General features: G+C 71.4%; 21 protein-coding genes and 2 pseudogenes. 2 read left to right on the top strand and 21 right to left on the bottom strand.

What is annotated here, in order from left to right; genetic code table 11:
* Positions 1-47 precede the first annotated feature (47 nt).
* A complete protein-coding gene (locus tag ABZ497_RS06435) occupies positions 48-251 on the top strand; it encodes a hypothetical protein (protein ID WP_359803766.1) in 204 nt (67 codons plus the stop codon).
* A gap of 52 nt (positions 252-303) precedes the next feature.
* On the opposite strand, the gene ABZ497_RS06440 is transcribed toward ABZ497_RS06435, so the two are convergent.
* Positions 304-759, bottom strand: a complete 456-nt coding sequence (locus tag ABZ497_RS06440; protein ID WP_359803767.1) for a carboxymuconolactone decarboxylase family protein — start codon at positions 757-759, stop codon at positions 304-306.
* 239 nt (positions 760-998) lie between these two features.
* Here ABZ497_RS06440 and ABZ497_RS06445 point away from each other — a divergent pair, with 239 nt between their 5' ends.
* On the top strand, positions 999-1,379 hold the full coding sequence (locus ABZ497_RS06445) for a VOC family protein (RefSeq protein ID WP_329489252.1): 381 nt from the start codon (positions 999-1,001) through the stop codon (positions 1,377-1,379).
* On the opposite strand, the gene ABZ497_RS06450 is transcribed toward ABZ497_RS06445, so the two are convergent.
* The 20 genes and pseudogenes from ABZ497_RS06450 to ABZ497_RS06545 all read right to left on the bottom strand — a co-directional run bounded on the left by ABZ497_RS06450 (position 1,348) and on the right by ABZ497_RS06545 (position 24,361).
* Positions 1,348-1,974: a GNAT family N-acetyltransferase gene (locus ABZ497_RS06450; protein WP_359803768.1), complete on the bottom strand. Its 627-nt coding sequence runs from the start codon at positions 1,972-1,974 to the stop codon at positions 1,348-1,350. The two genes, ABZ497_RS06445 and ABZ497_RS06450, sit on opposite strands and share 32 nt — an antisense overlap.
* A 113-nt stretch (positions 1,975-2,087) precedes the next feature.
* Positions 2,088-2,438 (bottom strand): hypothetical protein, encoded by a 351-nt coding sequence (locus ABZ497_RS06455; RefSeq protein WP_359803769.1) that lies wholly within the window; start codon positions 2,436-2,438, stop codon positions 2,088-2,090.
* A 145-nt stretch (positions 2,439-2,583) separates the two neighbouring features.
* A complete protein-coding gene (locus ABZ497_RS06460) occupies positions 2,584-3,636 on the bottom strand; it encodes a 2-oxoacid:ferredoxin oxidoreductase subunit beta (RefSeq protein WP_359803770.1) in 1,053 nt (350 codons plus the stop codon).
* A 107-nt stretch (positions 3,637-3,743) separates the two neighbouring features.
* Positions 3,744-5,696: pseudogene (locus tag ABZ497_RS06465) on the bottom strand (2-oxoacid:acceptor oxidoreductase subunit alpha); the annotation flags it as partial.
* Positions 5,697-6,003: 307 nt separating this feature from the next.
* A complete protein-coding gene (locus tag ABZ497_RS06470; protein WP_329489248.1) occupies positions 6,004-6,666 on the bottom strand; it encodes a response regulator transcription factor in 663 nt (220 codons plus the stop codon).
* Positions 6,667-6,888: 222 nt separating this feature from the next.
* Entirely contained in the window at positions 6,889-7,899 is a 1,011-nt protein-coding gene (locus tag ABZ497_RS06475; RefSeq protein WP_329489247.1) for a polyprenyl synthetase family protein, read from the bottom strand.
* A 264-nt stretch (positions 7,900-8,163) separates the two neighbouring features.
* A complete protein-coding gene (nuoN, locus tag ABZ497_RS06480; protein WP_329489246.1) occupies positions 8,164-9,801 on the bottom strand; it encodes an NADH-quinone oxidoreductase subunit NuoN in 1,638 nt (545 codons plus the stop codon).
* Positions 9,798-11,426 (bottom strand): NADH-quinone oxidoreductase subunit M, encoded by a 1,629-nt coding sequence (locus ABZ497_RS06485; RefSeq protein WP_359803771.1) that lies wholly within the window; start codon positions 11,424-11,426, stop codon positions 9,798-9,800. Before ABZ497_RS06485 ends, nuoN begins: the two co-directional genes overlap by 4 nt.
* Positions 11,427-11,463: 37 nt before the next feature.
* Positions 11,464-13,377 carry an NADH-quinone oxidoreductase subunit L gene (gene nuoL, locus ABZ497_RS06490; protein ID WP_352290596.1) on the bottom strand — a complete coding sequence of 638 codons (1,914 nt, stop codon included), beginning with the start codon at positions 13,375-13,377 and terminating at the stop codon, positions 11,464-11,466.
* Positions 13,378-13,391: 14 nt separating this feature from the next.
* Positions 13,392-13,691 (bottom strand): NADH-quinone oxidoreductase subunit NuoK, encoded by a 300-nt coding sequence (gene nuoK, locus ABZ497_RS06495; protein WP_209412994.1) that lies wholly within the window; start codon positions 13,689-13,691, stop codon positions 13,392-13,394.
* On the bottom strand, positions 13,688-14,602 hold the full coding sequence (locus ABZ497_RS06500; RefSeq protein ID WP_359803862.1) for an NADH-quinone oxidoreductase subunit J: 915 nt from the start codon (positions 14,600-14,602) through the stop codon (positions 13,688-13,690). Before ABZ497_RS06500 ends, nuoK begins: the two co-directional genes overlap by 4 nt.
* Positions 14,603-14,607: 5 nt before the next feature.
* Positions 14,608-15,201, bottom strand: a complete 594-nt coding sequence (nuoI, locus tag ABZ497_RS06505; RefSeq protein WP_329489242.1) for an NADH-quinone oxidoreductase subunit NuoI — start codon at positions 15,199-15,201, stop codon at positions 14,608-14,610.
* Between the two features lie 5 nt (positions 15,202-15,206).
* Entirely contained in the window at positions 15,207-16,550 is a 1,344-nt protein-coding gene (gene nuoH / locus ABZ497_RS06510; protein ID WP_329489241.1) for an NADH-quinone oxidoreductase subunit NuoH, read from the bottom strand.
* 155 nt (positions 16,551-16,705) lie between these two features.
* Positions 16,706-19,165, bottom strand: a pseudogene (locus tag ABZ497_RS06515) (NADH-quinone oxidoreductase subunit G); the annotation flags it as partial.
* The gene (gene nuoF, locus ABZ497_RS06520) at positions 19,162-20,523 is read right to left on the bottom strand and encodes an NADH-quinone oxidoreductase subunit NuoF (RefSeq protein WP_329489239.1); all 1,362 of its coding nucleotides are present in this window, start codon (positions 20,521-20,523) and stop codon (positions 19,162-19,164) included. The pseudogene ABZ497_RS06515 and the gene nuoF, both read right to left, overlap by 4 nt.
* Complete coding sequence (nuoE, locus tag ABZ497_RS06525) at positions 20,523-21,263, bottom strand: NADH-quinone oxidoreductase subunit NuoE (RefSeq protein ID WP_329489238.1); 741 nt, start codon at positions 21,261-21,263, stop codon at positions 20,523-20,525. Before nuoE ends, nuoF begins: the two co-directional genes overlap by 1 nt.
* Positions 21,260-22,615: an NADH-quinone oxidoreductase subunit D gene (locus ABZ497_RS06530; protein WP_329489237.1), complete on the bottom strand. Its 1,356-nt coding sequence runs from the start codon at positions 22,613-22,615 to the stop codon at positions 21,260-21,262. The genes nuoE and ABZ497_RS06530 overlap by 4 nt, the downstream gene beginning before the upstream one ends.
* Positions 22,615-23,334 carry an NADH-quinone oxidoreductase subunit C gene (locus tag ABZ497_RS06535; RefSeq protein ID WP_359803772.1) on the bottom strand — a complete coding sequence of 240 codons (720 nt, stop codon included), beginning with the start codon at positions 23,332-23,334 and terminating at the stop codon, positions 22,615-22,617. Before ABZ497_RS06535 ends, ABZ497_RS06530 begins: the two co-directional genes overlap by 1 nt.
* A complete protein-coding gene (locus ABZ497_RS06540; protein ID WP_329489235.1) occupies positions 23,331-23,885 on the bottom strand; it encodes an NADH-quinone oxidoreductase subunit B family protein in 555 nt (184 codons plus the stop codon). Before ABZ497_RS06540 ends, ABZ497_RS06535 begins: the two co-directional genes overlap by 4 nt.
* Before the next feature lie 116 nt (positions 23,886-24,001).
* On the bottom strand, positions 24,002-24,361 hold the full coding sequence (locus ABZ497_RS06545) for an NADH-quinone oxidoreductase subunit A (RefSeq protein WP_014137597.1): 360 nt from the start codon (positions 24,359-24,361) through the stop codon (positions 24,002-24,004).
* Positions 24,362-24,862: the final 501 nt, after the last annotated feature.

Below are 24,862 nucleotides of genomic sequence, written 5' to 3' on the forward strand. Positions count from 1 at the left end.
CCCGCCAGCCGCGGCCGCACGCCGACCCCCCGAGGTACCGTCCCCTCATGAACGAGCCCCACCGCCCGACGCTCCGCCAGGACCCCGCGGCCCCGCGTGCCGTCCGCTCCGTTCGGGCCCGGTACGCCCGGAACTACCCGCTGCGGGTCGCCGTACTGTTCGCGGGGGTCGCCCGTGACGGGCTCCTCGCCGCCTTCAAGGCCTTCGCCAAGTCGTCCCGCCGCTCCGACCCGGGCGCCTCCGACTCCTGAAGCCCCGCCGCACCCCCACCCCCCACCCCCCGGCCCCCGGCCCAACTCGGGGTCAGCCCTCGGCCGGCACTGCGACGGGCAGCAGGCCGCGCTCCCCGAAGACCTTCTTGGCGACGAACGTCGCGTTGAGGGCGCGGGGCATCCCGCAGTAGACGGCCGAGTGCAGCAGCGCCTCGACGATCTCCTCCCGACCGAGCCCGACGTTGAGGGCCGCGTTGATGTGCACCTCCAGCTGGGGCTCACAGCCGCCGAGCGCGGTGAGCATGCCGAGGGTCACCAGCTGCCGGTCGCGCGGCGCCAGGCCCGGGCGGTCGTAGATGTCGCCGAAGGCCCAGGCGACGACCTGGTGGCCGAGTTCCGGCGAGACGTCCGCCAGCGCCTCGATGACCTTCTGGCCGCTCTCGCCGTCGATCCGGGCCAGGACGCCCATGCCGTGGTCGAAGCGCTCCTGCCGGACAGCCGCGGTGGCGGCGGCGATGGTGGAGGCGGTGGCGAGGGCGTTCGTCATGGGTGATCCGTTTCTGCCGTCGGGACGGCCGCAATCAGGGACGGGCGATCGGGCTTCCGGCCCCGGGAGGAGTCCTCCCCGGCCGACATGACGACGGTATGAGTTGGAGTTCACTCCAACACAAGCCCCGATCCCGCGCGCTCCCCGCCCACTCCCCCTCGCAGACCTCTGGCGCAATTCTCCGTACTATGTATAGTGTACTGCTTACGGGATAATCGCCGACGAAAGGGCACTCCTCCATGCAGATCACCGGCGCCGCAGTCTCACTCACCGTCGAGGACGTCACCGCCTCCGCCGCCTTCCTCCAGCAGCACTTCGGGTTCGCCGAGCAGATGGCGGCCGACGGCTTCGCCTCGCTCGGGCGCCCGGACTCCGGGATGAACGTCGTCTACCTGCGCCGCGGCCTCGACGTGCTGCCCGAGGGCTTCCGGGACCAGCACGCCGCCGGGCTGATCCTGGCGTTCACCGTGGCGGACGTGGCAGCCGAGGAGGCCCGCCTGCGGGCCGCCGGCGTGGAGATCACCATGCCGCTGCGCGACGAGCCGTGGGGCGAGCGGCTGTTCCAGGTCACCGACCCGAACGGGGTGGTCATCCAGCTGGTCGAGTGGGTCCAGCAGTAGGAGTCCGGCGACAGGAACCGGACGTCCGCGACGACACCCCGGCCGACGACCGGGCGACGGGCGCCGGGTCATCCTGGAGCCCGATCCAGTAGCGGCGAACGGCACCGAACTTGGTGTCCTGGACGCTTTCGAGAACACCTCCCCGGCCCTCGATGGTCCGGACCGAGGCGATGTTGTCCACCGCGCAGGCGACCAGGACGCGGTCCAGGCCGACCGTGCGGGCTTCGTCGAGCATCCGGCCCAACGCCCACGCCGCCAGTCCGCGGCGGCGGGCGGAGGGCCGGATGCCGTAGCCGATGTGGCCGAAGTACGGGACGAAGCCGTGCACTCCGTACCGCAGGACGATGCCGCCCAGGACCCGGCCGTCCTCCACGATCCAGCGGTAGCGGAAGGCCAGTGCCCCGGCCTCGGCCGGGTGCGACGGCGCCTCCTCGGCGGCCAGCCGGGAGATCCAGGCGGCGAAGCCGGCCGGGGAGTCGACCTCGTCGCCCGGCGTGAGCCCGAAGCCGTCCTCGTGGCTCCCCGGGCCCCATTCCCTGTGCGCCTCAAGCCAGTTGGCGTGCAGGCGGGTGGTCGGTGCGATCAGTTCGGCCATACCCGGACGATACCCAGCCGCACCGGGCCACGGACCGGCCGACCTCCCCCCGACCGACCTCCCCCGACCGGCCGGACGCTCACGACCGGCCGGACGCTCACGACCCCGGGTGCTCACGGGCGGCGGACGCTCACACCGCCGAGCAGGCCCCAGGCCCTCACGTGCACGGTCGGACCGCCGAGTTCGGTACGGCCGTCGTCGCGGACGCCGCCGAGGCGCAGACCGCTGACCACGACGCGCACGTTCGGGCGGACCCTCAGCCTCACCCCGCCGATCAGGCTCAGCTTGGTGATCCGGAGCTCGGCGCCGTCGGGGATCTCCACATCCGTCAGGTCGATGTCCGCACCGCCGATCAGCGAGGCGGTCACGGTGCGGCGGTGGACCTCCCGGCCCGCCAGCCGGGTGCCACCGATGATGCTCACGTGGACGTCGGTCCTGGTGTCAACGAGCTTCGTGTTCGTCATGGCAAGAACGGTAGGCCCGGGCGGGCGTCGGCCCGTAGTGCCCGGGGGCAGCTCTTCGGGATGACACCTGTCATATCGACCCGGCGGTGGCCCCCGGCGGGGAGGGATCGCTCCCGCCGGGGCGCCGTCGTCCGCCCAGTGACGGTCAGTCGACCGTCCAGGTGTCGCTGCCGGCCAGCAGACCCGCCAGGTCGCCGGTGCCGCGCTGCGCCACGGCGGTGGTCAGCTGGGCGGCCATCAGCTCGTCGTAGACCGGCCGGCGGACGCTGCGCAGGACACCGATCGGGGTGTGGTGCAGGGTGTCGGCGTCGGCGATCCGGGAGAGCGCGAACGCCGCCGCGGAGCCTGCGGCGTGGGCGTCGTGGACCACCACCGAGGCCTCGTTGTCGGCCGTGACGGTGTCGACGTACAGCTCGCCGCCGGCGTCCCGGAAGACGCCCTGCGCCCCGTCGGCGCCGAAGCGGATCGGCTGGCCGTGCTCCAGGCGGATCAGGGCCTCGTCCCGGGTGCCGGACTCCTTCAGGATCTCGAAGGCGCCGTCGTTGAAGATGTTGCAGTTCTGGTAGATCTCCACCAGCGCGGTGCCCTCGTGCTCCGCCGCCGCCCGCAGCACGGACTGGAGGTGCTGGCGGTCGGAGTCGATGGTCCGGGCGACGAAGGTGGCCTCCGCGCCGATGGCCAGCGAGAGCGGGTTGAAGGGCGCGTCCAGTGAGCCCATCGGCGTGGACTTGGTGATCTTGCCGACCTCGCTGGTCGGCGAGTACTGGCCCTTGGTGAGGCCGTAGATCCGGTTGTTGAACAGCAGGATCTTCAGATTGACGTTCCGCCGTAGCGCGTGGATCAGATGGTTGCCGCCGATCGAGAGGGCGTCGCCGTCACCCGTCACCACCCAGACGCTCAGGTCCTGCCGGGAGGACGCCAGCCCGGTGGCGATGGCCGGTGCGCGCCCGTGGATCGAGTGCACCCCATAGGTATTCATGTAGTACGGGAAACGGGAGGAACACCCGATGCCGGAGACGAAGACGGTGTTCTCCCGCTTGATCCCCAGCTCCGGCATGAAGGCCTGCACCGCCGCCAGGATCGCGTAGTCCCCGCAGCCGGGACACCAGCGGACCTCCTGGTCGGTCTTGAACTCCTTCGCGGTCTGGGGCCCTTCGGCCTTCGGCACCAGCTTCAAGGAGGGAAACTTCTCGCTCATCGGTTGTCCTCCTCGTTCGCCGAAGCAGCCTCCGAGGCCGCCTCCGAAGCAGCACCCGAGGCAGCACCCGCCGCGTCCAGGCTGCCGATCGCCGCCCCCAGCACGTCCGCCAACTGGGCCGCCTTGAACGGCAGTCCACGCACCTGGTTGTAGGACTGCGCGTCCACCAGGTACTTGGCCCGCAGCAGCAGCGCCAGCTGCCCGAGGTTCATCTCGGGAACGATGACCTTGTCGTAACCCTTCAGCACCGCACCGAGATTGGCCGGAAACGGGTTGAGGTTGCGCAGGTGCGCCTGGGCGACCTGCCCGCCGTCGGCCCGGACCCGGCGGACGGCGGCGGTGATCGGCCCGTACGTCGACCCCCAGCCGAGGACCAGGACCCGTGCCTCGCCGCCGGGGTCGTCGACCTCCAGCGCCGGCACCGCGATGCCGTCCACCTTCGCCTGGCGGGTGCGGACCATGAAGTCGTGGTTGGCGGGGTCGTAGGAGATGTTCCCCGTGCCGTCCTGCTTCTCGATCCCGCCGATCCTGTGCTCCAGGCCCGGCGTGCCGGGCACCGCCCAGGGGCGGGCCAGCGTCTGCGGGTCGCGCTGGTAGGGCCAGAACGCGCCGTCCTCGCGGTTCGGGCCGGTCGCGAAGTCCGGGGTGATCTCGGGCAGTTCGCCGACCTCGGGGATCCGCCAGGGTTCGGACCCGTTGGCCAGGTAGCCGTCCGACAGCAGGAACACCGGGGTGCGGTAGGTGACGGCGATCCGGGCCGCCTCCAGGGCCGCGTCGAAGCACTCGGCCGGGGTCGCCGGGGCGACGATCGGCACCGGCGCCTCGCCGTTGCGGCCGAACATCGCCTGCAGCAGGTCCGCCTGCTCGGTCTTGGTCGGCAGGCCGGTGGACGGCCCGCCGCGCTGGATGTCGACCACCAGCAGGGGCAGTTCGAGCGAGACGGCCAGGCCGATGGTCTCGCTCTTCAGGGCGACGCCCGGGCCGGAGGTGGTGGTCACGCCCAGCGCGCCGCCGAACGAGGCACCGAGCGCCGCGCCGATGCCGGCGATCTCGTCCTCCGCCTGGAAGGTCCGCACGTCGAAGTTCTTGTGTCTGCTCAGCTCGTGCAGGATGTCCGAGGCCGGGGTGATCGGGTACGAGCCGAGGTAGAGCGGCAGCCCGGAGCGCTCGGAGGCGGCGATCAGTCCGTACGACAGGGCCAGGTTGCCGGAGATGTTGCGGTAGCGGCCCGGTGGCAGCTTGGCCGGCGGCACCTCGTACGAGACGGCGAAGGACTCCGTGGTCTCCCCGAAGTTCCAGCCCGCCCGGAAGGCGCTGATGTTGGCCTCGGCGATCAGCGGCTTCTTGGCGAACTTGGTACGCAGGAAGGACTCGGTGCCGTGGGTGGGCCGGTGGTACATCCAGGAGAGCAGGCCCAGCGCGAACATGTTCTTGGCGCGCTCGGCGTCCTTGCGGGTCAGCCCGCTGTCCTTGAGCGCCTCCAGGGTCAGCGTGGTCAGCGGCACCTTGTGCAGGTGGTAGGCCTCCAGCGAGCCGTCCCCCAGCGGGTCGGCCGGGTAGCCGACCTTGGCCAGGGCGCGCTTGGTGAACTCGTCGGTGTTGACGATGATCTCCGCGCCGCGCGGCAGGTCCGGCACGTTGGCCTTCAGGGCGGCCGGGTTCATCGCCACCAGGACGTTGGGCGCGTCCCCCGGGGTCAGGATGTCGTGGTCGGCGAAGTGGAGCTGGAAGGACGAGACCCCCGGGAGCGTGCCGGCGGGGGCCCGGATCTCGGCCGGGAAGTTGGGCAGGGTGGAGAGGTCGTTGCCGAAGGACGCCGTCTCCGAGGTGAAGCGGTCACCGGTGAGCTGCATGCCGTCGCCGGAGTCCCCGGCGAAGCGGATGATCACCCGGTCCAATCTGCGGATCGGCTTGGCTCGCCTGGGCTGCGGACCGGCCGGCACGGCGGGGCCGGAGCGGCCCTCACCGGGCCCGGAACGGCCCCCGTCGCCGTCCGGACCGTCCACCGCTTCCGACTGATCGACCTGACTGGTCACTGCCGCGGACCTCCTCGTGGGCACCAGCCGCGGGCGTGAGCCGTGTGCCCCGTCCGCCTGGTGCACCTCTCGCATCCTATGCGGGTAAGGATTGCCTTGGACGGAACTACCCGATGCGGCGGGAAATCACCGCCGGATGTCACGGAAGCACGGTAGGTGACCGGCCGGACACCGGCGGGAACGCCCCTGATCGGGCGCCCGGACGGGTTCCGCGCGCCCCGCCCCCGCGTGTCGCGGACAGGGACGCGAACGCGGGCCGGAGGCCGTCCGGCGGGCCGGAGACCGCCCGCGCCCCGCTGTCACCCCCGCCGTCGGCCCGCGGGCGGCCCCGCTACGAGTTCAGGTAGGTGAGCACCGCGAGCACCCGCCGGTGGTCCTCGGAGCTCTGGGCCAGGCCCAGCTTGAGGAAGATGTTGCTGACGTGCTTCTCCACCGCGCCGTCCGAGACCACCAGCTGCTTGGCCACCGCCGCGTTGGTCCGGCCCTCCGCCATCAGCCCGAGCACCTCGCGCTCGCGCGGGGTCAGCCCGGCCAGGACGTCGCCCTTGCGGCTGCGGCTGAGCAGCTGCTGGACGACCTCGGGGTCCAGCGCGGTGCCGCCCCCGGCCACCCGCACCACGGCGTCGACGAACTCGCGGACCTCGGCCACCCGGTCCTTCAGCAGGTACCCGACGCCCCGGGTGGAGCCGGCCAGCAGCTCGGAGGCGTAGCGCTCCTCGACGTACTGCGACAGCACCAGGACACCCACCTCGGGGTAGAGGCCGCGCAGCGTGACGCAGGCGCGCACCCCCTCGTCGGTGTGGGTCGGGGGCATCCGGACGTCGGCGACCACCACGTCGGGCAGGGCGCCGGCGCCGGCCAGGTCGTGGACGGCCTTCAGCAGCGCCTCGCCGTCGCCGACTCCCGCCACGACCTCCAGACCGCGGTCGGTCAGCAGCCTGGTCAGGCCCTCCCGAAGCAGGACGGAGTCCTCGGCGATGACGACGCGAAGCATGGTGGCCTTCCGGTTGGCGGCGCTGCGGACGGTGCTGACGAGGTCAGTCTTCCCTATCCGCGGACGCCCCGGTCCGCCGGGCGGAGAATCCCGCCGACCGCGGTCGCCGACCGCCGGGCGGGTGCGCCCGGCCGGTCGGAGCAGGGCCCGGACGGCCGGTCACAGGCGGCGGACGGCCGGTCACCTCCGGTGCACGGCCGGGCACATGCGGCGGGCCGCCGGTCACATGGTGCGGATGGCCACCGCGTCGCACAGGCCCTGGAGGGCCGCCTTGGCCGCGCTGTCGGGCAGCGGGTCGAGCAGCGCGCGGGCCTCCTCCGCGTGCCGCAGGGTCTCCCGGCGGGCGCGCTCCAGCGCCGGGTGGCGGCGCAGCAGGCGCAGCGCCTCGGCGTGCAGGTCGTCGTCGGCGAGGTCGCTCTCGACCAGCTCGCGCAGCCGCAGGTCGGCCGGGTCGGACTCGTCGACCGGCATCTGCCGGAGCAGCAGCGTGGGCAGCGTCGGCACGCCCTCGCGCAGGTCGGTGCCGGGGGTCTTGCCGGACTCGTGGCCGTCGCTGGCGATGTCGAGCACGTCGTCGGCCAGCTGGAAGGCGATGCCGATCCGCTCGCCGTACGCGCTGAGGATGTCGGTCACCCACGGCTCGGCGCCGGCCATCAGCGCGCCGATCCGGCAGGAGACGGCGATCAGCGAGCCGGTCTTGCCGGCCAGCACGGCGAGGTAGTGGTCGAGCGGGTCGTCCTCCGGGCGGGGGCCGGCGGTCTCCAGGATCTGGCCGGTGACCAGCCGTTCGAACGCGTCGGCCTGCAGCCGGACGGCCTCCGGGCCGAGGTCGGCGAGCACCTGGGAGGCGCGGGAGAACAGGAAGTCGCCGGTGAGGATGGCGACCGAGTTGTCCCAGCGCGAGTTGGCGCTGGGGGCGCCGCGGCGCACGGGGGCCTCGTCCATGACGTCGTCGTGGTAGAGCGTCGCGAGGTGGGTCAGCTCGACCACCACGGCGGCCGGGACCACGCCCGGGGCGTTGGCGTCGCCGAACTGCGCGGCGAGCATCACCAGCAGCGGGCGGAAGCGCTTGCCGCCGGCTTCCATCAGGTGGCTGGCGGTGACGGTGATGAACGGGACGTCACTCTTCACGGCCTCGGTGAGCGCGACCTCCACCGCGTCCATCCCGGACTGGACATCGCGGGTCAGATCGCGGTCCTGCACGTTGAGCCCAAAGGGTCCCACGACGGTCACGAAGACCACTCCTCTGTCCCTGGTCGATCTAGCGGCCTGGTCCCTGAGTGCCGCCGCTGGCCATACAGGCAGGGTATCCGGTCGCGAGTGGATCACTGCACGGGCGTGCGGATCCTGTCATGATCGGGCCGGACCCGCTGGTGGGAGCCGGTCCGGAGACGACACGTCCGGGCCGCGCGGACGTGGGCGCGGCCCGGACGGTGGGGCGCGGCCGGAGCGGTTCCGGCCGGTGGAGCGGGTCCGGGCGGCGCCCGGACGGCGGGCTCAGCGGACGAAGAGCGAGGCCTTCGACGCCAGGTCCAGGAAGTACTGCGGCAGCACCCCGAGGCCGATGGTGACCACCACGCCGATGCCGATCGCGGTCGCCGTGAAGGCGCTCGGGATGGCCACGGTGGGGCCGCCGGGCTGCGGGTCCGAGAAGAACATCAGCACGATGACCCGGATGTAGAAGAACGCGGCCACCGCCGAGCTGAGCACACCCACGATCACCAGCGGGGTCGCCCCGCCGGCCGCCGCGGCCTGGAAGACCGCGAACTTCCCGGTGAAGCCCGAGGTGAGCGGGATGCCCGCGAAGGCCAGCAGGAAGAGCGCGAAGACCGCCGCGACCAGCGGGGACCGCCGGCCGAGCCCCGCCCAGCTGGACAGGTGGGTGGCCTCGCCCTTGGAGTCGCGCACCAGGGTGACCACGGCGAAGGCGCCGAGGGTCACGAAGGAGTACGCCAGCAGGTAGAACAGCACCGAGCCGAGGCCCTGCTTGTTGGTGGCGATCACGCCGGTGAGGATGAACCCGGCGTGCGCGACGGAGGAGTAGGCGAGGAGCCGCTTCACGTCCTGCTGGGTGACGGCCAGGATCGCGCCGACCACCATGGTCAGGATGGCCACGCCCCACATCACCGGCCGCCAGTCCAGCCGCAGGCCGGGGAAGGCGACGTAGAAGAGCCGGAGCATGGCCCCGAAGGCGGCCACCTTGGTCGCCGCCGCCATGAACCCGGTGACCGGGGTCGGGGCGCCCTGGTAGACGTCCGGGGTCCAGGAGTGGAAGGGCACCGCGCCGACCTTGAAGAGCAGGCCGACCGCGAGCATCGCCAGGCCGATCAGGAGCAGGGCGTCGTTCTGCGTGGTGGAGAGCAGCGCCGGGGTGGCCAGGGCCTTGCCGGAGATGACGTCCGAGATCTCGCCGAGCCGGACGCTGCCCGCGTACCCGTACAGCAGGGCGGTGCCGAACAGGAAGAACGCCGAGGCGAAGGCGCCGAGCAGGAAGTACTTGACCGCCGCCTCCTGGGAGAGCAGCCGGCGGCGGCGGGCCAGCGCGCAGAGCAGGTAGAGCGGGAGGGAGAAGACCTCCAGCGCCACGAACATGGTCAGCAGGTCGTTGGCGGCGGGGAACAGCAGCATGCCGCCGACCGCGAACATGGTGAGCGGGAAGACCTCGCTGGTGGCGAAGCCGGCCCGGACGGCGGCGCGCTCCTGCTCGCCGCCGGGCGTGGCGGAGGCCTGCGCGGCGAACGCGTCGGCCGGCTCGCCGCCGGCCTTGGGCTCCAGCTTCCGCTCCGCGTAGGTGAGCACGGCGACCACGGAGGCCAGCAGGATCACGCCCTGCAGGAACAGCGCGGGGCCGTCCAGGGCGACCGAGCCCATGGCGAGCAGGTCGACCTTGGTGGAGCCGTAGCCCTGGGCGGCGAGCACCACCACGGCGGTGAACGCCCCGGCCAGGCCGAGCAGGGCCACCGAGACCTGGGCCCAGTGCCGGTACCGGCGGGGCAGGAAGGCCTCCAGCAGGATGCCGAGCACGGCGGCGCCGAACACCACCAGCATCGGGGAGAGCTGGCCGTACTCGACGTGCGGGGCCGGGATGCTCGACGTGTTGCCGCCCGCGGCGGCGAGCCAACCGGTGGTGCTCACTTGTGCTCACCTCCTGAGGTGGCGGCGACCGGGTGGGCCGGCGCCGGGTCGGTCTCGTGGACCTGCGAGAGCGTCGCGTCCACCGAAGGGTTGACGATGTCGGTGAGCGGCTTGGGGTAGACGCCGAGCAGGATGGTCAGGGCCACCAGCGGGGCGACGACCGCGAGTTCGCGCGCCTTGAGGTCGTGCATGCCGCGCACGCCCTCCTTGACCGGTCCGGTCATGGTGCGCTGGTAGAGCAGCAGCGCGTAGAGCGCGGCGAGCACGATGCCGAAGGTGGCGACGATGCCGATCGCCGGGTACCGGGTGAACGTGCCGACCAGGACCAGGAACTCGCTGACGAAGGGCGCCAGCCCGGGCAGCGACAGCGTGGCCAGGCCACCGATCAGGAACGTCCCGGCGAGCACCGGGGCGACCTTCTGCACGCCGCCGTAGTCGGCGATCAGGCGCGAGCCGCGGCGGGAGATCAGGAAGCCGGCCACCAGCATCCACGCGGCGGTGGAGATGCCGTGGTTGACCATGTAGAGGGTGGCGCCGCTCTGGCCCTGGCTGGTCAGCGCGAAGATGCCCATGATGATGAAGCCGAAGTGCGAGATCGAGGCGTACGCGACCAGCCGCTTGATGTCCTTCTGGCCGATGGCCAGCAGGGCGCCGTAGATGATCCCGATCACCGAGAGGACCAGGATCGCCGGGGCGAAGGTCTTCGAGGCGTCCGGGAAGAGCCCGAGGCAGAAGCGGAGCATCGCGAAGGTGCCGACCTTGTCGACCACCGCGGTGATCAGCACGGCCGTGCCGGCGGTGGACTCGCCCATCGCGTTGGGCAGCCAGGTGTGCAGCGGCCAGAGCGGGGCCTTCACGGCGAAGGCGAAGAAGAAGCCGAGGAACAGCGCCTTCTCGGCGGTGCCGCTGAGGACCAGCTTGCCGTCGGCGATCGCCGAGGTCAGCGTCCGGAGGTCGAAGGTGCCGAACCCCTGGTCCTGCGCGATCACGTACAGCCCGATCACGGCGGCCAGCATGACCAGGCCGCCGAGCAGGTTGTACAGCAGGAACTTCACCGCGGCGTAGGACCGTTGGCGGGCCGACTCGGGGCCGCCCGCCTTGTCGCCGAAGCCGCCGATGAGGAAGTACATCGGGATCAGCATGGCTTCGAAGAACACGTAGAAGAGGAAGACGTCGGTGGCGTAGAAGGAGACGATCACCATCGCCTCGACGGCCAGGATCAGGGCGAAGTAGCCCTGGGTGCGGCGCCGGTTCTCGAAGCTGCCGTCCGGCGCGGGGGCCGGTTCGGCGGGCGGGTCGGCGTCGTGCCAGGAGGCGAGCATCACGATCGGCACCAGGACGGCCGTGAGCAGGGCCAGCACGGCGCCGATGCCGTCCACGCCGAGCGAGAAGGTGATGCCGAAGGAGCGGATCCAGCTGTAGGACTCGGTCAGCTGGTAGCGGGCCCCGTCGGGGTCGAACCGGGCCGCCGCGGTGGCCGCCAGGGCCAGCGTGACGGCCGAGACGCCGAGGGCGACGAGCTTGGTGGTCCGCCGCCGGGTCCCGGTCGTCCCGGCGGGCAGCGCGGCGGTGAGCACCGCGCCGGCCGCCGGGACGGCGCAGGTGGCGGTCAGCAGGGCACTCATGCCGCGCCTCCCCGAAGGTCTGTGTAATCCCTGTCCATCAGACGGACCTCATCAGGAGAGTCGTGGCGACCAGCACCAGCGTGCCGCCGAACATGGAGAGTGCGTAGGTGCGGACGTAGCCGTTCTGGATCCGCCGCAGCCGGCCGGAGATCCCGCCGATGGTGGCGGCCAGGCCGTTGACGAAGCCGTCCAGACCGCGGCTGTCGAAGTAGACCAGCGCCGCGGCGAGCGCGGACCCGGGGCGCACCAGGACGGCGTGGTTGAAGTCGTCCTGGAGGAGGTCCCGGCGGGCCGCCCGGGTGAGCGGGGAGCCGACCGGCGGCACCACGGGGACGGTGGAGCGGCCGTACATCAGGTACGACAGCGCGACACCGGCCAGCATGCAGACCATGGTGAGCAGGGTGACCACCAGCGGGCTGAGCGGGGAGTCCCCCTCGGAGTGCCCGGTGACCGGCTCCAGCCAGGTGACGAAGGAGCTGTTCAGGGCGAACAGTCCGCCGGCGAAGACCGAGCCGAACGCGAGCACGATCATCGGGATGGTCATGGTCCTGGGCGACTCGTGCGGGTGCGGGTCGTTGCCGTCCGCGTCCGGCTGCCAGCGCTTCTCGCCGAAGAAGGTCAGGATCATCACCCGGGTCATGTAGAACGCGGTGATCGCGGCGCCGACCAGGGTGCAGAGGCCGAGGATCCAGCCCTCCGTGCCGCCCTTGGCGAAGGCCGCTTCGATGATCTTGTCCTTGGAGAAGAAGCCGGACAGGCCGGGGAACCCGATGATGGCCAGGTAGCCGAGGCCGAAGGTGACGAAGGTGATCGGCATGTACTTGCGCAGACCGCCGTAGTGCCGCATGTTCACCTCGTCGTTCATGCCGTGCATGACCGACCCGGCGCCGAGGAAGAGCCCGGCCTTGAAGAAGCCGTGGGTCACCAGGTGCATGATCGCGAAGGCGTAGCCGATCGGGCCGAGGCCCGCCGCCAGGATCATGTAGCCGATCTGCGACATCGTCGAGCCGGCCAGCGCCTTCTTGATGTCGTCCTTGGCACAACCGACGATCGCCCCGAACAGCAGGGTGACCGCGCCGACCACCACCACGGCGGTCTGGGCGTCCGGCGCCAGGTTGAAGATGGCACCGGAACGGGTGATCAGGTAGACGCCGGCGGTCACCATGGTGGCCGCGTGGATCAGGGCCGAGACCGGGGTCGGGCCCTCCATGGCGTCTCCGAGCCAGGACTGCAGCGGGACCTGGGCGGACTTGCCGCAGGCCGCCAGCAGCAGCATCAGCCCGATGGCGGTCAGCTTGCCCTCACTGGCCTGGCCGGCCGCACCGGCCGCGCCCTCGGTGCCGAGGATCGGGCCGAAGGCGAAGGAGCCGAACTCCACGAACATCAGCATGATCGCGATGGAGAGGCCCATGTCGCCGACCCGGTTGACGATGAACGCCTTCTTGGCGGCCGTCGCGGCGCTCGGCTTGTGCTGCCAGAAGCCGATCAGCAGGTACGAGGCGAGCCCGACGCCCTCCCAGCCGACGTACAGCAGCAGGTAGTTGTCGGCGAGCACCAGCAGCAGCATGGCCGCCAGGAAGAGGTTCAGGTACGCGAAGAAGCGGCGCCGGCGCTCGTCGTGCGCCATGTACCCCACCGAGTACAGGTGGATCAGCGTGCCCACACCGGTGATCAGCAGGACGAAGGTGATCGAGAGCTGGTCGAGTTGGAACGCGACGTCGGCCTGGAACCCGTTGACCGGGATCCAGCTGAACAGGTGCTCGGTGATCGAGCGGTCCTCGGCCTCGCGGCCCAGCAGCTCCGAGAACAGCGCGAGCCCGAAGCCGAACGAGAGCGCGGCCAGAGCGGTGGCCAGCCAGTGACCGAACCGGTCGAAGCGGCGGCCACCGAGGAGCAGCAGGGCGGCGCCGGCCAGCGGCGCTGCCACCAGCAGCGGAATGAGAGAGTTCACCGAAGGCCCTCCGCCTACAGCTTCATCAGGTTGCTGTCATCGACCGAAGCCGAGTGCCTGGTCCGGAAGATGGACACGATGATGGCGAGACCGACCACTACTTCGGCCGCCGCGACCACCATGGTGAAGAACGCGATGATCTGGCCGTCCAGGTTGCCGTGCAGCCGGGAGAACGTGACCAGGGCCAGGTTCGAGGCGTTGAGCATCAGCTCCACGCACATGAACAGCACGATCGCGTTCCGCCGGATCAGCACGCCGGAGGCGCCGATGGTGAACAACAGGGCGGAGAGATAGAGGTAGTTGACCGGATTCACTCCGCGCCCTCCTCGTCGTGGCCGGCCGACGCCGGCCGGTCGTGCGGGACCGGCTCCAGCTCCTTGCGCGGGCCGGCGACCGGCGGGCGCTCGGACGACGGGCGGCCCAGCCAGTCGGCGGTGGTGTTCTCCAGCTCGGCCATCCGCCGCAGCATCTCCTGGCTGACGTCGCGGATCTGGCCGCGGTCGCGCAGGGTCCCCATCACCGAGTCCTCGGCGACGGTGCCGTCCGGCAACAGGCCGGGGACGTCGACCGCGTTGTGCCGGGCGTAGACGCCCGGCGCGGGCAGCGGCGGCAGCTGGATGTTGTCCTTGACCCGCTGGGCGGCCAGCTCGCGCTGGGTCTTCGGGGCCGTCACGTGCTCGCGGTGGGTCAGCACCATGGCGCCGATCGCGGCGGTGATCAGCAGCGCGCCGGTGACCTCGAAGGCCCAGACGTACTTGGTGAAGATCAGCCGGGCCAGGCCCTGGACGTTGCCCTCGGCGTTGGCCTCGGCGAGGCCGGTGAAGGTGTCCAGCCTGGCGTTGGCGATGCCGGCCACCAGCAGCACGCCGAACCCGAGCCCGCACAGGACGGCGGCGAACCGCTGGCCCTTCAGCTGCTCCTTCAGCGAGTCCGCGCTGGTGACACCGACCAGCATCACCACGAACAGGAAGAGCATCATGATCGCGCCGGTGTAGACGACGATCTGCACCACGCCCAGGAAGACCGCGCCCTGGGCCATGTAACAGACCGCCAGGGCGAGCATGGTGGCGGCCAGGCAGAGCGCGCTGTGCACGGCCTTCTTCATCAGCAGCATGCCGAGCGCGCCGCCGACGGCGATCACCGCGAGCACCCAGAACTGGACGGCCTCGCCGGTGGAGGCCGTCCTGGTGGCGGCGAGGGCCGCGCCGTGTCCGGCGAGGTTCAGGGCGGTCACTGCTGGGCCTCCTTGTCCCGGTCGGTGCTCTCCTGCTGGACCGTCCCGGGCGCCGCCGCGGTGATCTCGCCCCGGTAGTAGGCGCCTTCGTCGGCGCCCGGGAAGATCGAGTGCGGGCTGTCGACCATGCCTTCGGAGAGGCCGACCAGCAGCTGGTCCTTGGTGAAGATGAGGTCCTGGCGCGAGGAGTCCGCGAGTTCGTACTCGTTGGTCATGGTGAGCGCGCGGGTCGGGCAGGCCTCGATGCAGAGGCCGCAGAGGATGCAGCGGGCGTAGTTGATCTGGTAGACCGCCCCGTACCGCTCACCCGGCGAGTAGCGCTCGTCCTCGCGGTTGTCGGCGCCCTCCACGTAGATCGCGTCGGCCGGGCAGGCCCAGGCGCAGAGCTCGCAGCCGACGCACTTCTCCAGGCCGTCCGGGTGCCGGTTCAGCTGGTGGCGGCCGTGGAAGCGCGGAGCGGTGGGCTTCTTCTGCTCCGGGTACTGCTCGGTGAGCCGCTTCTTGAACATGGCCTTGAAGGTCACGCCGAAGCCGGCGGCCGGCCCGAGGACGGACGGCTTGTCGGTCCTGTCGTTCTGGTCGGACGACATCGCGGTCAGCTCCCTTCGGAATGGTCGGACCCGTTGAGGGCGTCCTGGAGTTGCTTCGGGGCGCGGCTGGGCCGGCGCGGGACCGGCGGGAGCTGCTGGCCGGGCAGCGGGGGCACCGGGTAGCCGCCGGCCATCGGGTCGAACTCGCCGCCGGGCGGCGCGCCCTCGGCCTCCGGGCCGGCCGGTTCGGGCCCCTTCTTCAGGGTGTCCCGGAGCAGTGCCAGCAGCAGGACGGCGCCGGCCGGCGCACCCACGTACAGCACCACCTCGCCGAAGTCGTAGCCCTCGTTGCGCAGCGCCCGGACGCTGGCCACCATGACCAGCCAGACCAGCGAGACCGGGATCAGGACCTTCCAGCCGAGCTTCATGAACTGGTCGTAGCGAAGCCGGGGCAGCGTGCCGCGCAGCCAGATGAAGAAGAAGAGCAGCAGCTGGATCTTCAGCGTGATCCAGAGCATCGGCCACCAGCCGTGGTTGGCCCCCTCCCAGAAGGTGGAGACCGGCCAGGGCGCCCGCCAGCCGCCCAGGAAGAGCGTGGAGGCGACGGCCGAGACGGTGACCATGTTGACGTACTCGGCCAGCATGAACATCGCGAACTTCAGCGAGGAGTACTCGGTGTTGAAGCCGCCGACCAGCTCGCCCTCGGCCTCCGGGAGGTCGAACGGCGCCCGGTTGGTCTCGCCGACCATGGCGATGATGTAGACGATGAAGGAGACCGGCAGCAGCACCGCGAACCAGGTCGGCTGCTGCGAGGAGACGATCTCCGAGGTGGACATCGACCCCGAGTAGATGAACACCGCCGCGAAGGACAGGCCCATCGCGATCTCGTAGCTGATCATCTGGGCCGAGGAGCGCAGCCCGCCGAGCAGCGGGTAGGTCGAGCCGGAGGACCAGCCGGCCAGCACGATGCCGTAGATCCCCACCGACGCGGTGGCCAGGATGTACAGCAGCGCCACCGGGAAGTCCGTCAGCTGCAGCGGGGTGCGGGTGCCGAAGACCGACACCTCGTCACCGGCCGGGCCGAAGGGGATCACCGCGAAGGCCATGAACGCGGGGATGGCGCAGACGATCGGGGCCAGGATGTAGACCACCTTGTCGGCGCCCTTGACCACCAGGTCTTCCTTGAGCGCCAGCTTCACGCCGTCGGCGAGCGACTGCAGCATGCCCCAGGGGCCGTGCCGGTTGGGGCCGATGCGCAGCTGCATCCAGGCCACCACCTTGCGCTCCCAGACGATCGCGATCAGCACCGTGCCGACCAGGAACGCGAAGCAGAAGACGGCCTTGAGCAGGACCAGCCACCAGGGGTCGCGGCCGAAGAAACCCAGGGTCTCGTACGCGGCGAGGTTCATCGGTGCTCCCCCTCGGCGGTCGGGGCGGTCGGGGCGGTCGGGCCGTTGGTCGGGGTGCCGGCCGTCGCCGCGCCGGTGGTCGCCGGGGGCTCCGTACCGGTGTCGGCACCGGCGTCCGGGGTGGCGTCCGCGGTGGCGACGGCGATCGTGTCGGCCGCGATCGTGACCAGGTGGCCCACGGCGGTGCCCAGGGCGCGGTGGGCGCCGCCCGGGGTGGAGTTGAGCGGGATCCAGACCGTCCGGTCCGGGATGTCCTTGGTGATCTCCAGCGGCAGGGTGAGCGACCCGGCCGGGCCGGTCAGCCGCAGGGCCGGGCGCAGCGCCGCGGCGGTCACTCCGGTGGCGCCGACCTCCTCGGCGGTGGCCGGTGAGATCCGGGCGACCGCCGGGTGCCGGGTGCCGGCCAGGTGCGGGTCGCCCTGCTGGAGCGAGCCGTTGTCCAGCAGCTGGCGCCAGCCGGCGAGCACCGCCTGGCCGGTGGCCGGCCGGGGCAGCAGTCCGGGGTGCGCGGCGGGGGCGGCCGGGTGGTCCCCGGTCCACGGCTCGAAGCGGTCCAGCTCCAGCCGGGCGGCCCGGACGTCGGGCAGGCCCAGCCGGTGGCCCAGCGCGTCCGCCAGCATGTTCAGCACCCGCAGGTCCGGGTACAGGTGCCGGCCCATCTGCTGGTCGGGCTTGAGCGCGGCCTCGAACATCCGCACCCGGCCCTCCCAGTCCAGGAAGGTCCCGGCCTTCTCGGCCACCGCGGCGACCGGCAGGACGACGTCGGCCACGGCGGTGACGGCGGACGGGCGCAGCTCCAGCGAGACCACGAACCGCGCGGTGGCCAGCGCCTCCTCGGCGAGCACCGGGTCCGGCAGGTCGTCCGGGTCGACGCCGCCGACCAGCAGCGCGTCCAGGTCGCCGTGGGCGGCGGCCGCGAGGATCTGGTCGGTGTCCCGGCCGAGCCGGGCGGGGAGTTCGGCCACGCCCCAGGCGGCGGCGGCCTCGGCCCGGGCGGCCGGGGCGGCGACCGGGCGGCCGCCGGGCAGCAGCCCGGGCAGCGCGCCGGCCTCGACGGCGCCGCGTTCGCCGGCCCGGCGCGGGATCCAGGCGAGCCGGGCGCCGGTGGCGTGCGCGAGGCGCAGCGCGGCGGTCAGCGCGCCGGGGGCGGCGGCCAGCCGCTCGCCGGCCAGGATGACGGCGCCGGGGGTGCGGAGCAGTTCGGCGGCGCGGCCCGCGTCGTCGTTCAGCGGCTCGTCGGCGGCGAGGGCGCCGAGCCACTCGGCCTCGGTGCCGGGGGCGGCCGGCAGCAGGGCGCCGCGCAGCTTGCCCAGGCCCCGGGAGCCGTAGGCCGCGATCGAGAACACCTTGAGGCCGGTGGCCCGGGTGGCCTTGCGCAGCCGCAGGAAGACGATCGGCGACTCCTCCTCGGGCTCGAAGCCCGCGAGCAGCACCGCCGGGGCGGCCTCCAGTTGCTCGTAGTCGACGCCGCCCGGGCCGAGGTCGGTGCCCCGGCCGGCGACGGCGGCGGCCAGGAAGTCCGCCTCCTCGCCGCTGTGCGGGCGGGCCCGGAAGTCCACGTCGTTGGTGCCGAGCACCACCCGGGCGAACTTGGCGTAGGCGTAGGCGTCCTCGACGGTGACCCGGCCGCCGGTGAGCACTCCGGCGCGGGCGCCGCGCAGCCCCTCGGCGGCCCGGGCCAGCGCCTCCGGCCAGGAGGCGGCGACGAGTTCACCCGTCGCCGGGTCGCGGACCAGCGGGGTGGCGAGCCGGTCGCGCTGCTGCGCGTAGCGGAAGGCGAACCGGCCCTTGTCGCAGTTCCACTCCTCGTTGACCGCCGGGTCCTCGCCGGCGAGGCGCCGCAGCACCTTGCCGCGCCGGTGGTCGGTGCGCTGCGCGCAGCCGGAGGAGCAGTGCTCGCAGACGCTCGGCGAGGAGACCAGGTCGAACGGGCGCGAGCGGAAACGATAAGCCGCCGAGGTGAGCGCGCCGACCGGGCAGATCTGGATGGTGTTGCCGGAGAAGTACGACTCGAAGTCGTCCCCCGCGCCGGTGCCGACCTGCTGGAGGGCGCCGCGCTCGACCAGGTCGATGAACGGGTCCCCGGCGATCTGCTGCGAGAAGCGGGTGCAGCGGGCGCAGAGCACGCAGCGTTCGCGGTCCAGCAGCACCTGGGTGCTGATCGGCACCGGCTTCTGGTACGTCCGCTTCATCCCCTCGAAGCGGGAGTCGGTGTCCCCGGTGGACATCGCCTGGTTCTGCAGCGGGCACTCGCCGCCCTTGTCGCAGACCGGGCAGTCCAGCGGGTGGTTGATCAGCAGCAGTTCCATCACGCCGCGCTGGGCCTTCTCGGCGACCGGCGAGCTGACCTGCGTGCGGACCACCATGCCCTCGGCGACCGGGATGGTGCAGGAGGCGACGGGCTTGCGCTGGCCCTCGATCTCGACGATGCACTGCCGGCAGGCGCCGGCCGGGTCGAGCAGCGGGTGGTCGCAGAAGCGCGGGATCTGGGTGCCGATCTGCTCGGCCGCCCGGATCACCAACGTCCCCTTGGGGACCTGCACTTCGATGCCGTCGATGGTGAGCGTGACCAGGTCGACCGCGGCCTTGGAGGTGGCTGGTTCTGTGATCGTCACGCGTGCACCTCCCTTTCGGTGGCGGACTGGTGGCCGGGGCGGGGGCCGTCGGCCCAGACGGTGGAGGCGGCCGGGTCGAACGGGCAGCGGCGCTCGGCCAGGTGCTGCTCGTACTCGGCCCGGAAGTGCTGGAGCGAGGAGACGATCGGGCTGGCCGCACCGTCCCCCAGCGCGCAGAAGGACTTGCCGTTGATGTTGTCGGCGATGTCGAGCAGCTTCTCCAGGTCGCCGTCGACGCCCTCGCCGGCCTCGATCCGCTTGAGCAGCTGGACGAGCCAGTACGTCCCCTCGCGGCAGGGCGTGCACTTGCCGCAGGACTCGTGGGCGTAGAACTCCGTCCAGCGGGTGACGGCCCGGACCACGCAGGTGGTCTCGTCGAAGACCTGGAGGGCCTTGGTGCCGAGCATCGAGCCGGCCGCGCCGACGCCCTCGTAGTCGAGCGGGACGTCGAGGTGCTCGTCGGTGAACATCGGGGTGGAGGAGCCGCCCGGGGTCCAGAACTTCAGCCGGTGCCCGGTCCGGACGCCGCCGCTGATCTCCAGCAGCTGGCGCAGCGTGACGCCGAGCGGGGCCTCGTACTGGCCGGGGTTGGTGACGTGGCCGGAGAGCGAGTAGAGCGTGAAGCCGGGGGACTTCTCGGTGCCCAGGCTCTTGAACCACTCCTTGCCGCGGGCCAGGATCGGCGGCACCGAGGCGATCGACTCGACGTTGTTGACCACCGTCGGGCAGGCGTAGAGGCCGGCGATCGCCGGGAACGGCGGGCGCAGCCGGGGCTGGCCGCGGCGCCCCTCCAGCGAGTCCAGCAGGGCCGTCTCCTCGCCGCAGATGTAGGCGCCGGCGCCGGCGTGCACGGTGATGTCGAGGTCGGTGCCGGAGCCCAGGATGTTCTTGCCGAGCAACCCGGCCCCGTACGCCTCGGCGACCGCGGCCTGGAGCCGGCGCAGCACCGGGACGACCTCGCCGCGCAGGTAGATGAACGCGTGGTCGCAGCGGATCGCGTAGGAGGCGATGATCATGCCCTCGATCAGCGCGTGCGGGTTGGCGAACAGCAGCGGGATGTCCTTGCAGGTGCCCGGCTCGGACTCGTCCGCGTTGACCACCAGGTAGTGCGGCTTGCCGTCGTTCTGCGGGATGAACTGCCACTTCATGCCGGTGGGGAAGCCGGCGCCGCCGCGACCGCGCAGCCCGGAGTCCTTGACCAGCGCGATCACGTCGTCCGGGGGCATCGCGAGGGCGGCCTTCAGCCCCTCGTACCCCGCGTGGCGGCGGTAGGTGGCGAGCGTCCAGGGGCGGCTGTCGTCCCAGGACGCGGAGAGCACGGGGGTGAGCAACTTCTCGGCCGGCTCGGCGGAGGTCATCACGCTTCGGTCCCTTCGTGACGGGGCGAGACGACCCGGGTGCCACCGGTCCCGGGCAGGGCCTCGCCCTTGGCGAGGCGCAGGCCGGCCAGCGAGGGCGCGCCGCCGGCACCGGACTCGTCGACGGCGCCGGGGCGCTCGTCGGGGAAGCCGGCCAGGATGCGGGCGGACTCCTTGAAACTGCAGAGCCGGGCGCCGCGGGTGGGGTGGACCTCCCGGCCGGCCCGCAGGTCGTCGACCAGCCGCCGGGCGCTCTCCGGGGTCTGGTCGTCGAAGAACTCCCAGTTCACCATCACCACGGGGGCGTAGTCGCAGGCGGCGTTGCACTCGATGTGCTCGATCGAGATCTCACCGTCCTCGGTGGTCTCGTTGTTGCCGACCCCGAGGTGCTGCTGGAGCTCGTCGAAGATCTGGTCGCCGCCGAGCACCGCGCACAGGGTGTTGGTGCAGACCCCGACGTGGTACTTCCCGGCCGGCCGGCGCCGGTACATGGTGTAGAAGGTCGCGACAGCGGTGACCTCGGCGGTGGTGAGGTCCAACTGCTCGGCGCAGAACCGGATGCCGGTCGTGCTGACGAAGCCCTCCTCGGCCTGCACCAGGTGCAGCAGCGGCAGCAGTGCGGACCGGGCCACCGGGTAGCGGCCGATCAGCTCCTCCGCGTCGGCGGCGAGGCGGGCACGCACCTCCTCGGGGTACGGCCTGGCCGGCAGTGCCGGCATCCCCAACTGGACGTCTGTCACCGGTCCACGCCTCCCATCACCGGGTCGATCCCGGCCACCGCGACGATCACGTCGGCGACCTGGCCGCCCTCGCACATCGCCGCCATCGACTGCAGATTGGTGAACGACGGGTCCCGGAAGTGCACCCGGTACGGGCGCGTGCCGCCGTCGCTGACCACGTGCACGCCCAGCTCGCCCTTGGGCGACTCGACCGCCGTGTACGCCTGGCCGGCCGGGACCCGGAAGCCCTCGGTGACCAGCTTGAAGTGGTGGATCAGGGCTTCCATCGAGGTGCCCATGATCTTGCGGATGTGGTCGAGCGAGTTGCCCATGCCGTCCGGGCCGACGGCCAGCTGGGCCGGCCAGGCGATCTTCTTGTCGGCCACCATGACCGGGCCGGGGCGCAGCCGCTCCAGGCACTGCTCGACGATCCGCAGCGACTGGCGCATCTCCTCCAGCCGGATCAGGAACCGGCCGTAGGAGTCGGCGCTGTCGGCGGTCGCGACCTCGAAGTCGTAGTCCTCGTAGCCGCAGTACGGGTCGCTCTTGCGCAGGTCGTTCGGCAGGCCGGTGGCGCGCAGGATCGGGCCGGTGGCGCCGAGGGCCAGGCAGCCGGCCAGGTCGAGGAAGCCGACGTCGACCAGCCGGGCCTTGAACACCGGGTTGCCGGTGGCGAGCTTGTCGTACTCGTGCATCCGCGAGCGGAGGGTCTTCACCGCCTCGTGGATCTGGTCGACGGCGCCGGGCGGGAGGTCCTGGGCGAGGCCGCCGGGGCGGACGTACGCGTGGTTCATCCGCAGGCCGGTGACCAGCTCGAAGACGTCCAGGATGAGTTCGCGGTCCCGGAAGCCGTAGATCATCAGCGTGGTGGAGCCGATCTCCATGCCGCCGGTGGCCAGGCAGACCAGGTGCGAGGAGATCCGGTTGAGCTCCATCATCAGGACGCGGATGACGCTGGCCCGGTCCGGGACGTCGTCGGTGATGCCGAGCAGCTTCTCGACCGCGAGGCAGTACGCGGTCTCGTTGAACAGCGGCGTCAGGTAGTCCATCCGGGTCACGAAGGTGGTGCCCTGGACCCAGCTGCGGAACTCCATGTTCTTCTCGATGCCGGTGTGGAGGTAGCCGATGCCGCAGCGGGCCTCCTTCACCGTCTCGCCGTCGATCTCCAGGATCAGCCGCAGCACCCCGTGGGTGGAGGGGTGTTGGGGGCCCATGTTGACGATGATGCGCTCGTCGTCGGCCCGGCCGACGGCTTCGACCACCTCGCCCCAGTCGCCCCCGGTGACGGTGAAGACCCGGCCCTCGGTGGTCTCGCGGGCGCCGGCGTGGGCGGCCTCGCCGGCCGCCGCCTCTTCGTAGTGCCGAGTACTCATCAGCTGTACGACCTCCGCTGGTCGGGTGCCGGGATCTGGGCGCCCTTGTACTCGACGGGGATGCCGCCGAGCGGGTAGTCCTTGCGCTGCGGGTGGCCCAGCCAGTCGTCCGGCATCATGATCCGGGTGAGCGCGGGGTGGCCCTCGAAGACCAGGCCGAAGAAGTCGTAGGCCTCGCGCTCGTGCCAGTCGTTGGTCGGGTAGACGGTGACCACCGACGGGATCCGCGGATCGGCGTCCGGCGCGCTGACCTCCACCCTGATCAGCCGGCCGTGGGTGATCGACCGCAGGTGGTAGACCGCGTGCAGTTCCCGCCCCCGGTCGCCGGGGTGGTGCACGCCGCTCACGCCGAGGCAGAGCTCGAAGCGGAGCGCGGGGTCGTCGCGCAGGATGCGCACCGTCCGCAGCAGGTGTTCGCGGGCGACGTGGAAGGTGAGCTCGGCGCGGTCGACGACGGTCTTCTCGATCACGTCCGCCGGGTCGAGGCCCTGCTCCTCCAGCGCGCCCTCCAGTTCGTCCGCGACCTCGTCGAACCAGCCGCCGTAGGGGCGTTCGCTCGCGGACGGCAGGACGACCGTGGTGTTGAGCCCGCCGAAGCCGGAGGTGTCGCCGCTGCCCTGGGCGCCGAACATGCCCTGGCGCCGGCCGACCACCTCGACGGGGATCTCCCGGCGCGGCTGCTCCGGGTCGCTGCGGGTTCCGGGTACCTGGTCGCTCATCGCAGCTGCCCCCGCATCTCGCTCACCGGGGTGGCCGTGAGGGCCAGTGCCTCGCCCAGCTCCTCGGCCCGGCGCCGGTTCGCGCCCAGCGGCTCGTGCTGGATCTTGTCGTGGAGCTTCAGGATGGCGTCCAGCAGCATCTCCGGGCGGGGCGGACACCCGGGGAGGTAGATGTCCACCGGGACGATGTGGTCGACGCCCTGCACGATCGCGTAGTTGTTGAACATCCCGCCCGAGGAGGCGCAGACCCCCATCGAGATGACCCACTTCGGGTTGGGCATCTGGTCGTACACCTGGCGCAGCACCGGCGCCATCTTCTGGCTCACCCGGCCTGCCACGATCATCAGGTCGGCCTGCCGGGGGGAGCCCCGGAAGACCTCCATCCCGAACCGGGCCAGGTCGTAGCGGCCGGCCCCGGTGGTCATCATCTCGATCGCGCAGCAGGCGAGTCCGAAGGTGGCCGGGAAGAGCGACGCCTTGCGCACCCAGCCCGCGGCCGTCTCCACACTCGTGAGCAGAAAGCCGCTCGGCAGCTTCTCCTCGATTCCCATCAGATCCCTCTCAATGCCCTCAGTGCCCTCAAGTCCGGTGGTCCGTGCGCTGGTTCGGGCCTCTGCGCGCGACCGGGCTTGTCCGCCCGTTCACAAAGTCAGCGGCCGCCCCGCCCTCAGTCCCACTCCAGACCGCCGCGGCGCCAGACGTAGGCGTACGCGACGAAGACGGTGGCGATGAACAGGAGCATCTCGACCAGCCCGAAGATCCCCAGGGCGTCGAAGCTCACCGCCCACGGATAAAGGAAGACGATCTCGATGTCGAAGACGATGAAGAGCATCGCCGTCAGGTAGTACTTGATCGGGAACCGACCGCCGCCCACGGGCTGCGGGGTCGGCTCGATGCCGCACTCGTACGCCTCCAACTTGGCCCGGTTGTACCGCTTGGGCCCGGTCAGTGAGGCCATCACGACGGAGCCGACCGCGAACGCCGCCGCGATGGCACCGAGTACGAGGATCGGCGCGTAGGCATTCATAGCCCCCGCTCCCTCCGTCCAGTCGTCCTTGACTGCAGATCGGAACCGCCGGGTCACGCTGTGGTGGCCCGCGTTCCAGTTCCCGAGATCCACCCCATGTGAGGCAGTTCACAAAGCCTGGAACGAGCGCATCCTATGCCCGTCGGCTTGTGATCTGCGACACGCAGTTCAGGGCGATCTTTGTGATCTACGCCACCCCTGGAATGCTGTCGAAAGTGAACATGACCAGAGTTGTCGACGCAAAGCAGTCAAATGGTCACAACAAGTCGCATTCATCTGCGAACTGGCAGGTCAGAGCTTCGCTCCTATATCAACTACGCAGCGCCCAGAGCAAATTTCTGGGCGTCATGTTGACGTGTTATGGCGTCTCACCCGCAGGGGTGGCGGGGCTCCGAACGCCCGCTTGACCCTTCGTTCACAAGCGCGCGAGCGTCCGTTTCCACGACCCGGGACCAAGGCTCGACGAACTGCCGCCCAGGGTCGTCGCCCAGGGCTGTGACG

Source organism: Kitasatospora sp. NPDC005751, assembly GCF_040630835.1.
Lineage (GTDB): Bacteria > Actinomycetota > Actinomycetes > Streptomycetales > Streptomycetaceae > Kitasatospora.

Excerpts from the sequence above, each read along its gene's own strand:
- nuoI (WP_329489242.1), bottom strand. The coding sequence starts at position 15,201 with ATGTCGTCCGACCAGAACGACAGGACCGACAAGCCGTCCGTCCTCGGG.
- ABZ497_RS06535 (WP_359803772.1), bottom strand. The coding sequence starts at position 23,334 with ATGAGCGACCAGGTACCCGGAACCCGCAGCGACCCGGAGCAGCCGCGC.
- ABZ497_RS06485 (WP_359803771.1), bottom strand. The coding sequence starts at position 11,426 with ATGAGTGCCCTGCTGACCGCCACCTGCGCCGTCCCGGCGGCCGGCGCG.
- ABZ497_RS06455 (WP_359803769.1), bottom strand. The coding sequence starts at position 2,438 with ATGACGAACACGAAGCTCGTTGACACCAGGACCGACGTCCACGTGAGC.
- ABZ497_RS06530 (WP_329489237.1), bottom strand. The coding sequence starts at position 22,615 with ATGAGTACTCGGCACTACGAAGAGGCGGCGGCCGGCGAGGCCGCCCAC.
- ABZ497_RS06470 (WP_329489248.1), bottom strand. The coding sequence starts at position 6,666 with ATGCTTCGCGTCGTCATCGCCGAGGACTCCGTCCTGCTTCGGGAGGGC.
- ABZ497_RS06440 (WP_359803767.1), bottom strand. The coding sequence starts at position 759 with ATGACGAACGCCCTCGCCACCGCCTCCACCATCGCCGCCGCCACCGCG.
- nuoH (WP_329489241.1), bottom strand. The coding sequence starts at position 16,550 with ATGAACCTCGCCGCGTACGAGACCCTGGGTTTCTTCGGCCGCGACCCC.
- ABZ497_RS06445 (WP_329489252.1), top strand. The coding sequence starts at position 999 with ATGCAGATCACCGGCGCCGCAGTCTCACTCACCGTCGAGGACGTCACC.
- nuoF (WP_329489239.1), bottom strand. The coding sequence starts at position 20,523 with ATGACCTCCGCCGAGCCGGCCGAGAAGTTGCTCACCCCCGTGCTCTCC.
- ABZ497_RS06460 (WP_359803770.1), bottom strand. The coding sequence starts at position 3,636 with ATGAGCGAGAAGTTTCCCTCCTTGAAGCTGGTGCCGAAGGCCGAAGGG.
- ABZ497_RS06435 (WP_359803766.1), top strand. The coding sequence starts at position 48 with ATGAACGAGCCCCACCGCCCGACGCTCCGCCAGGACCCCGCGGCCCCG.
- ABZ497_RS06545 (WP_014137597.1), bottom strand. The coding sequence starts at position 24,361 with ATGAATGCCTACGCGCCGATCCTCGTACTCGGTGCCATCGCGGCGGCG.
- ABZ497_RS06450 (WP_359803768.1), bottom strand. The coding sequence starts at position 1,974 with ATGGCCGAACTGATCGCACCGACCACCCGCCTGCACGCCAACTGGCTT.
- ABZ497_RS06540 (WP_329489235.1), bottom strand. The coding sequence starts at position 23,885 with ATGGGAATCGAGGAGAAGCTGCCGAGCGGCTTTCTGCTCACGAGTGTG.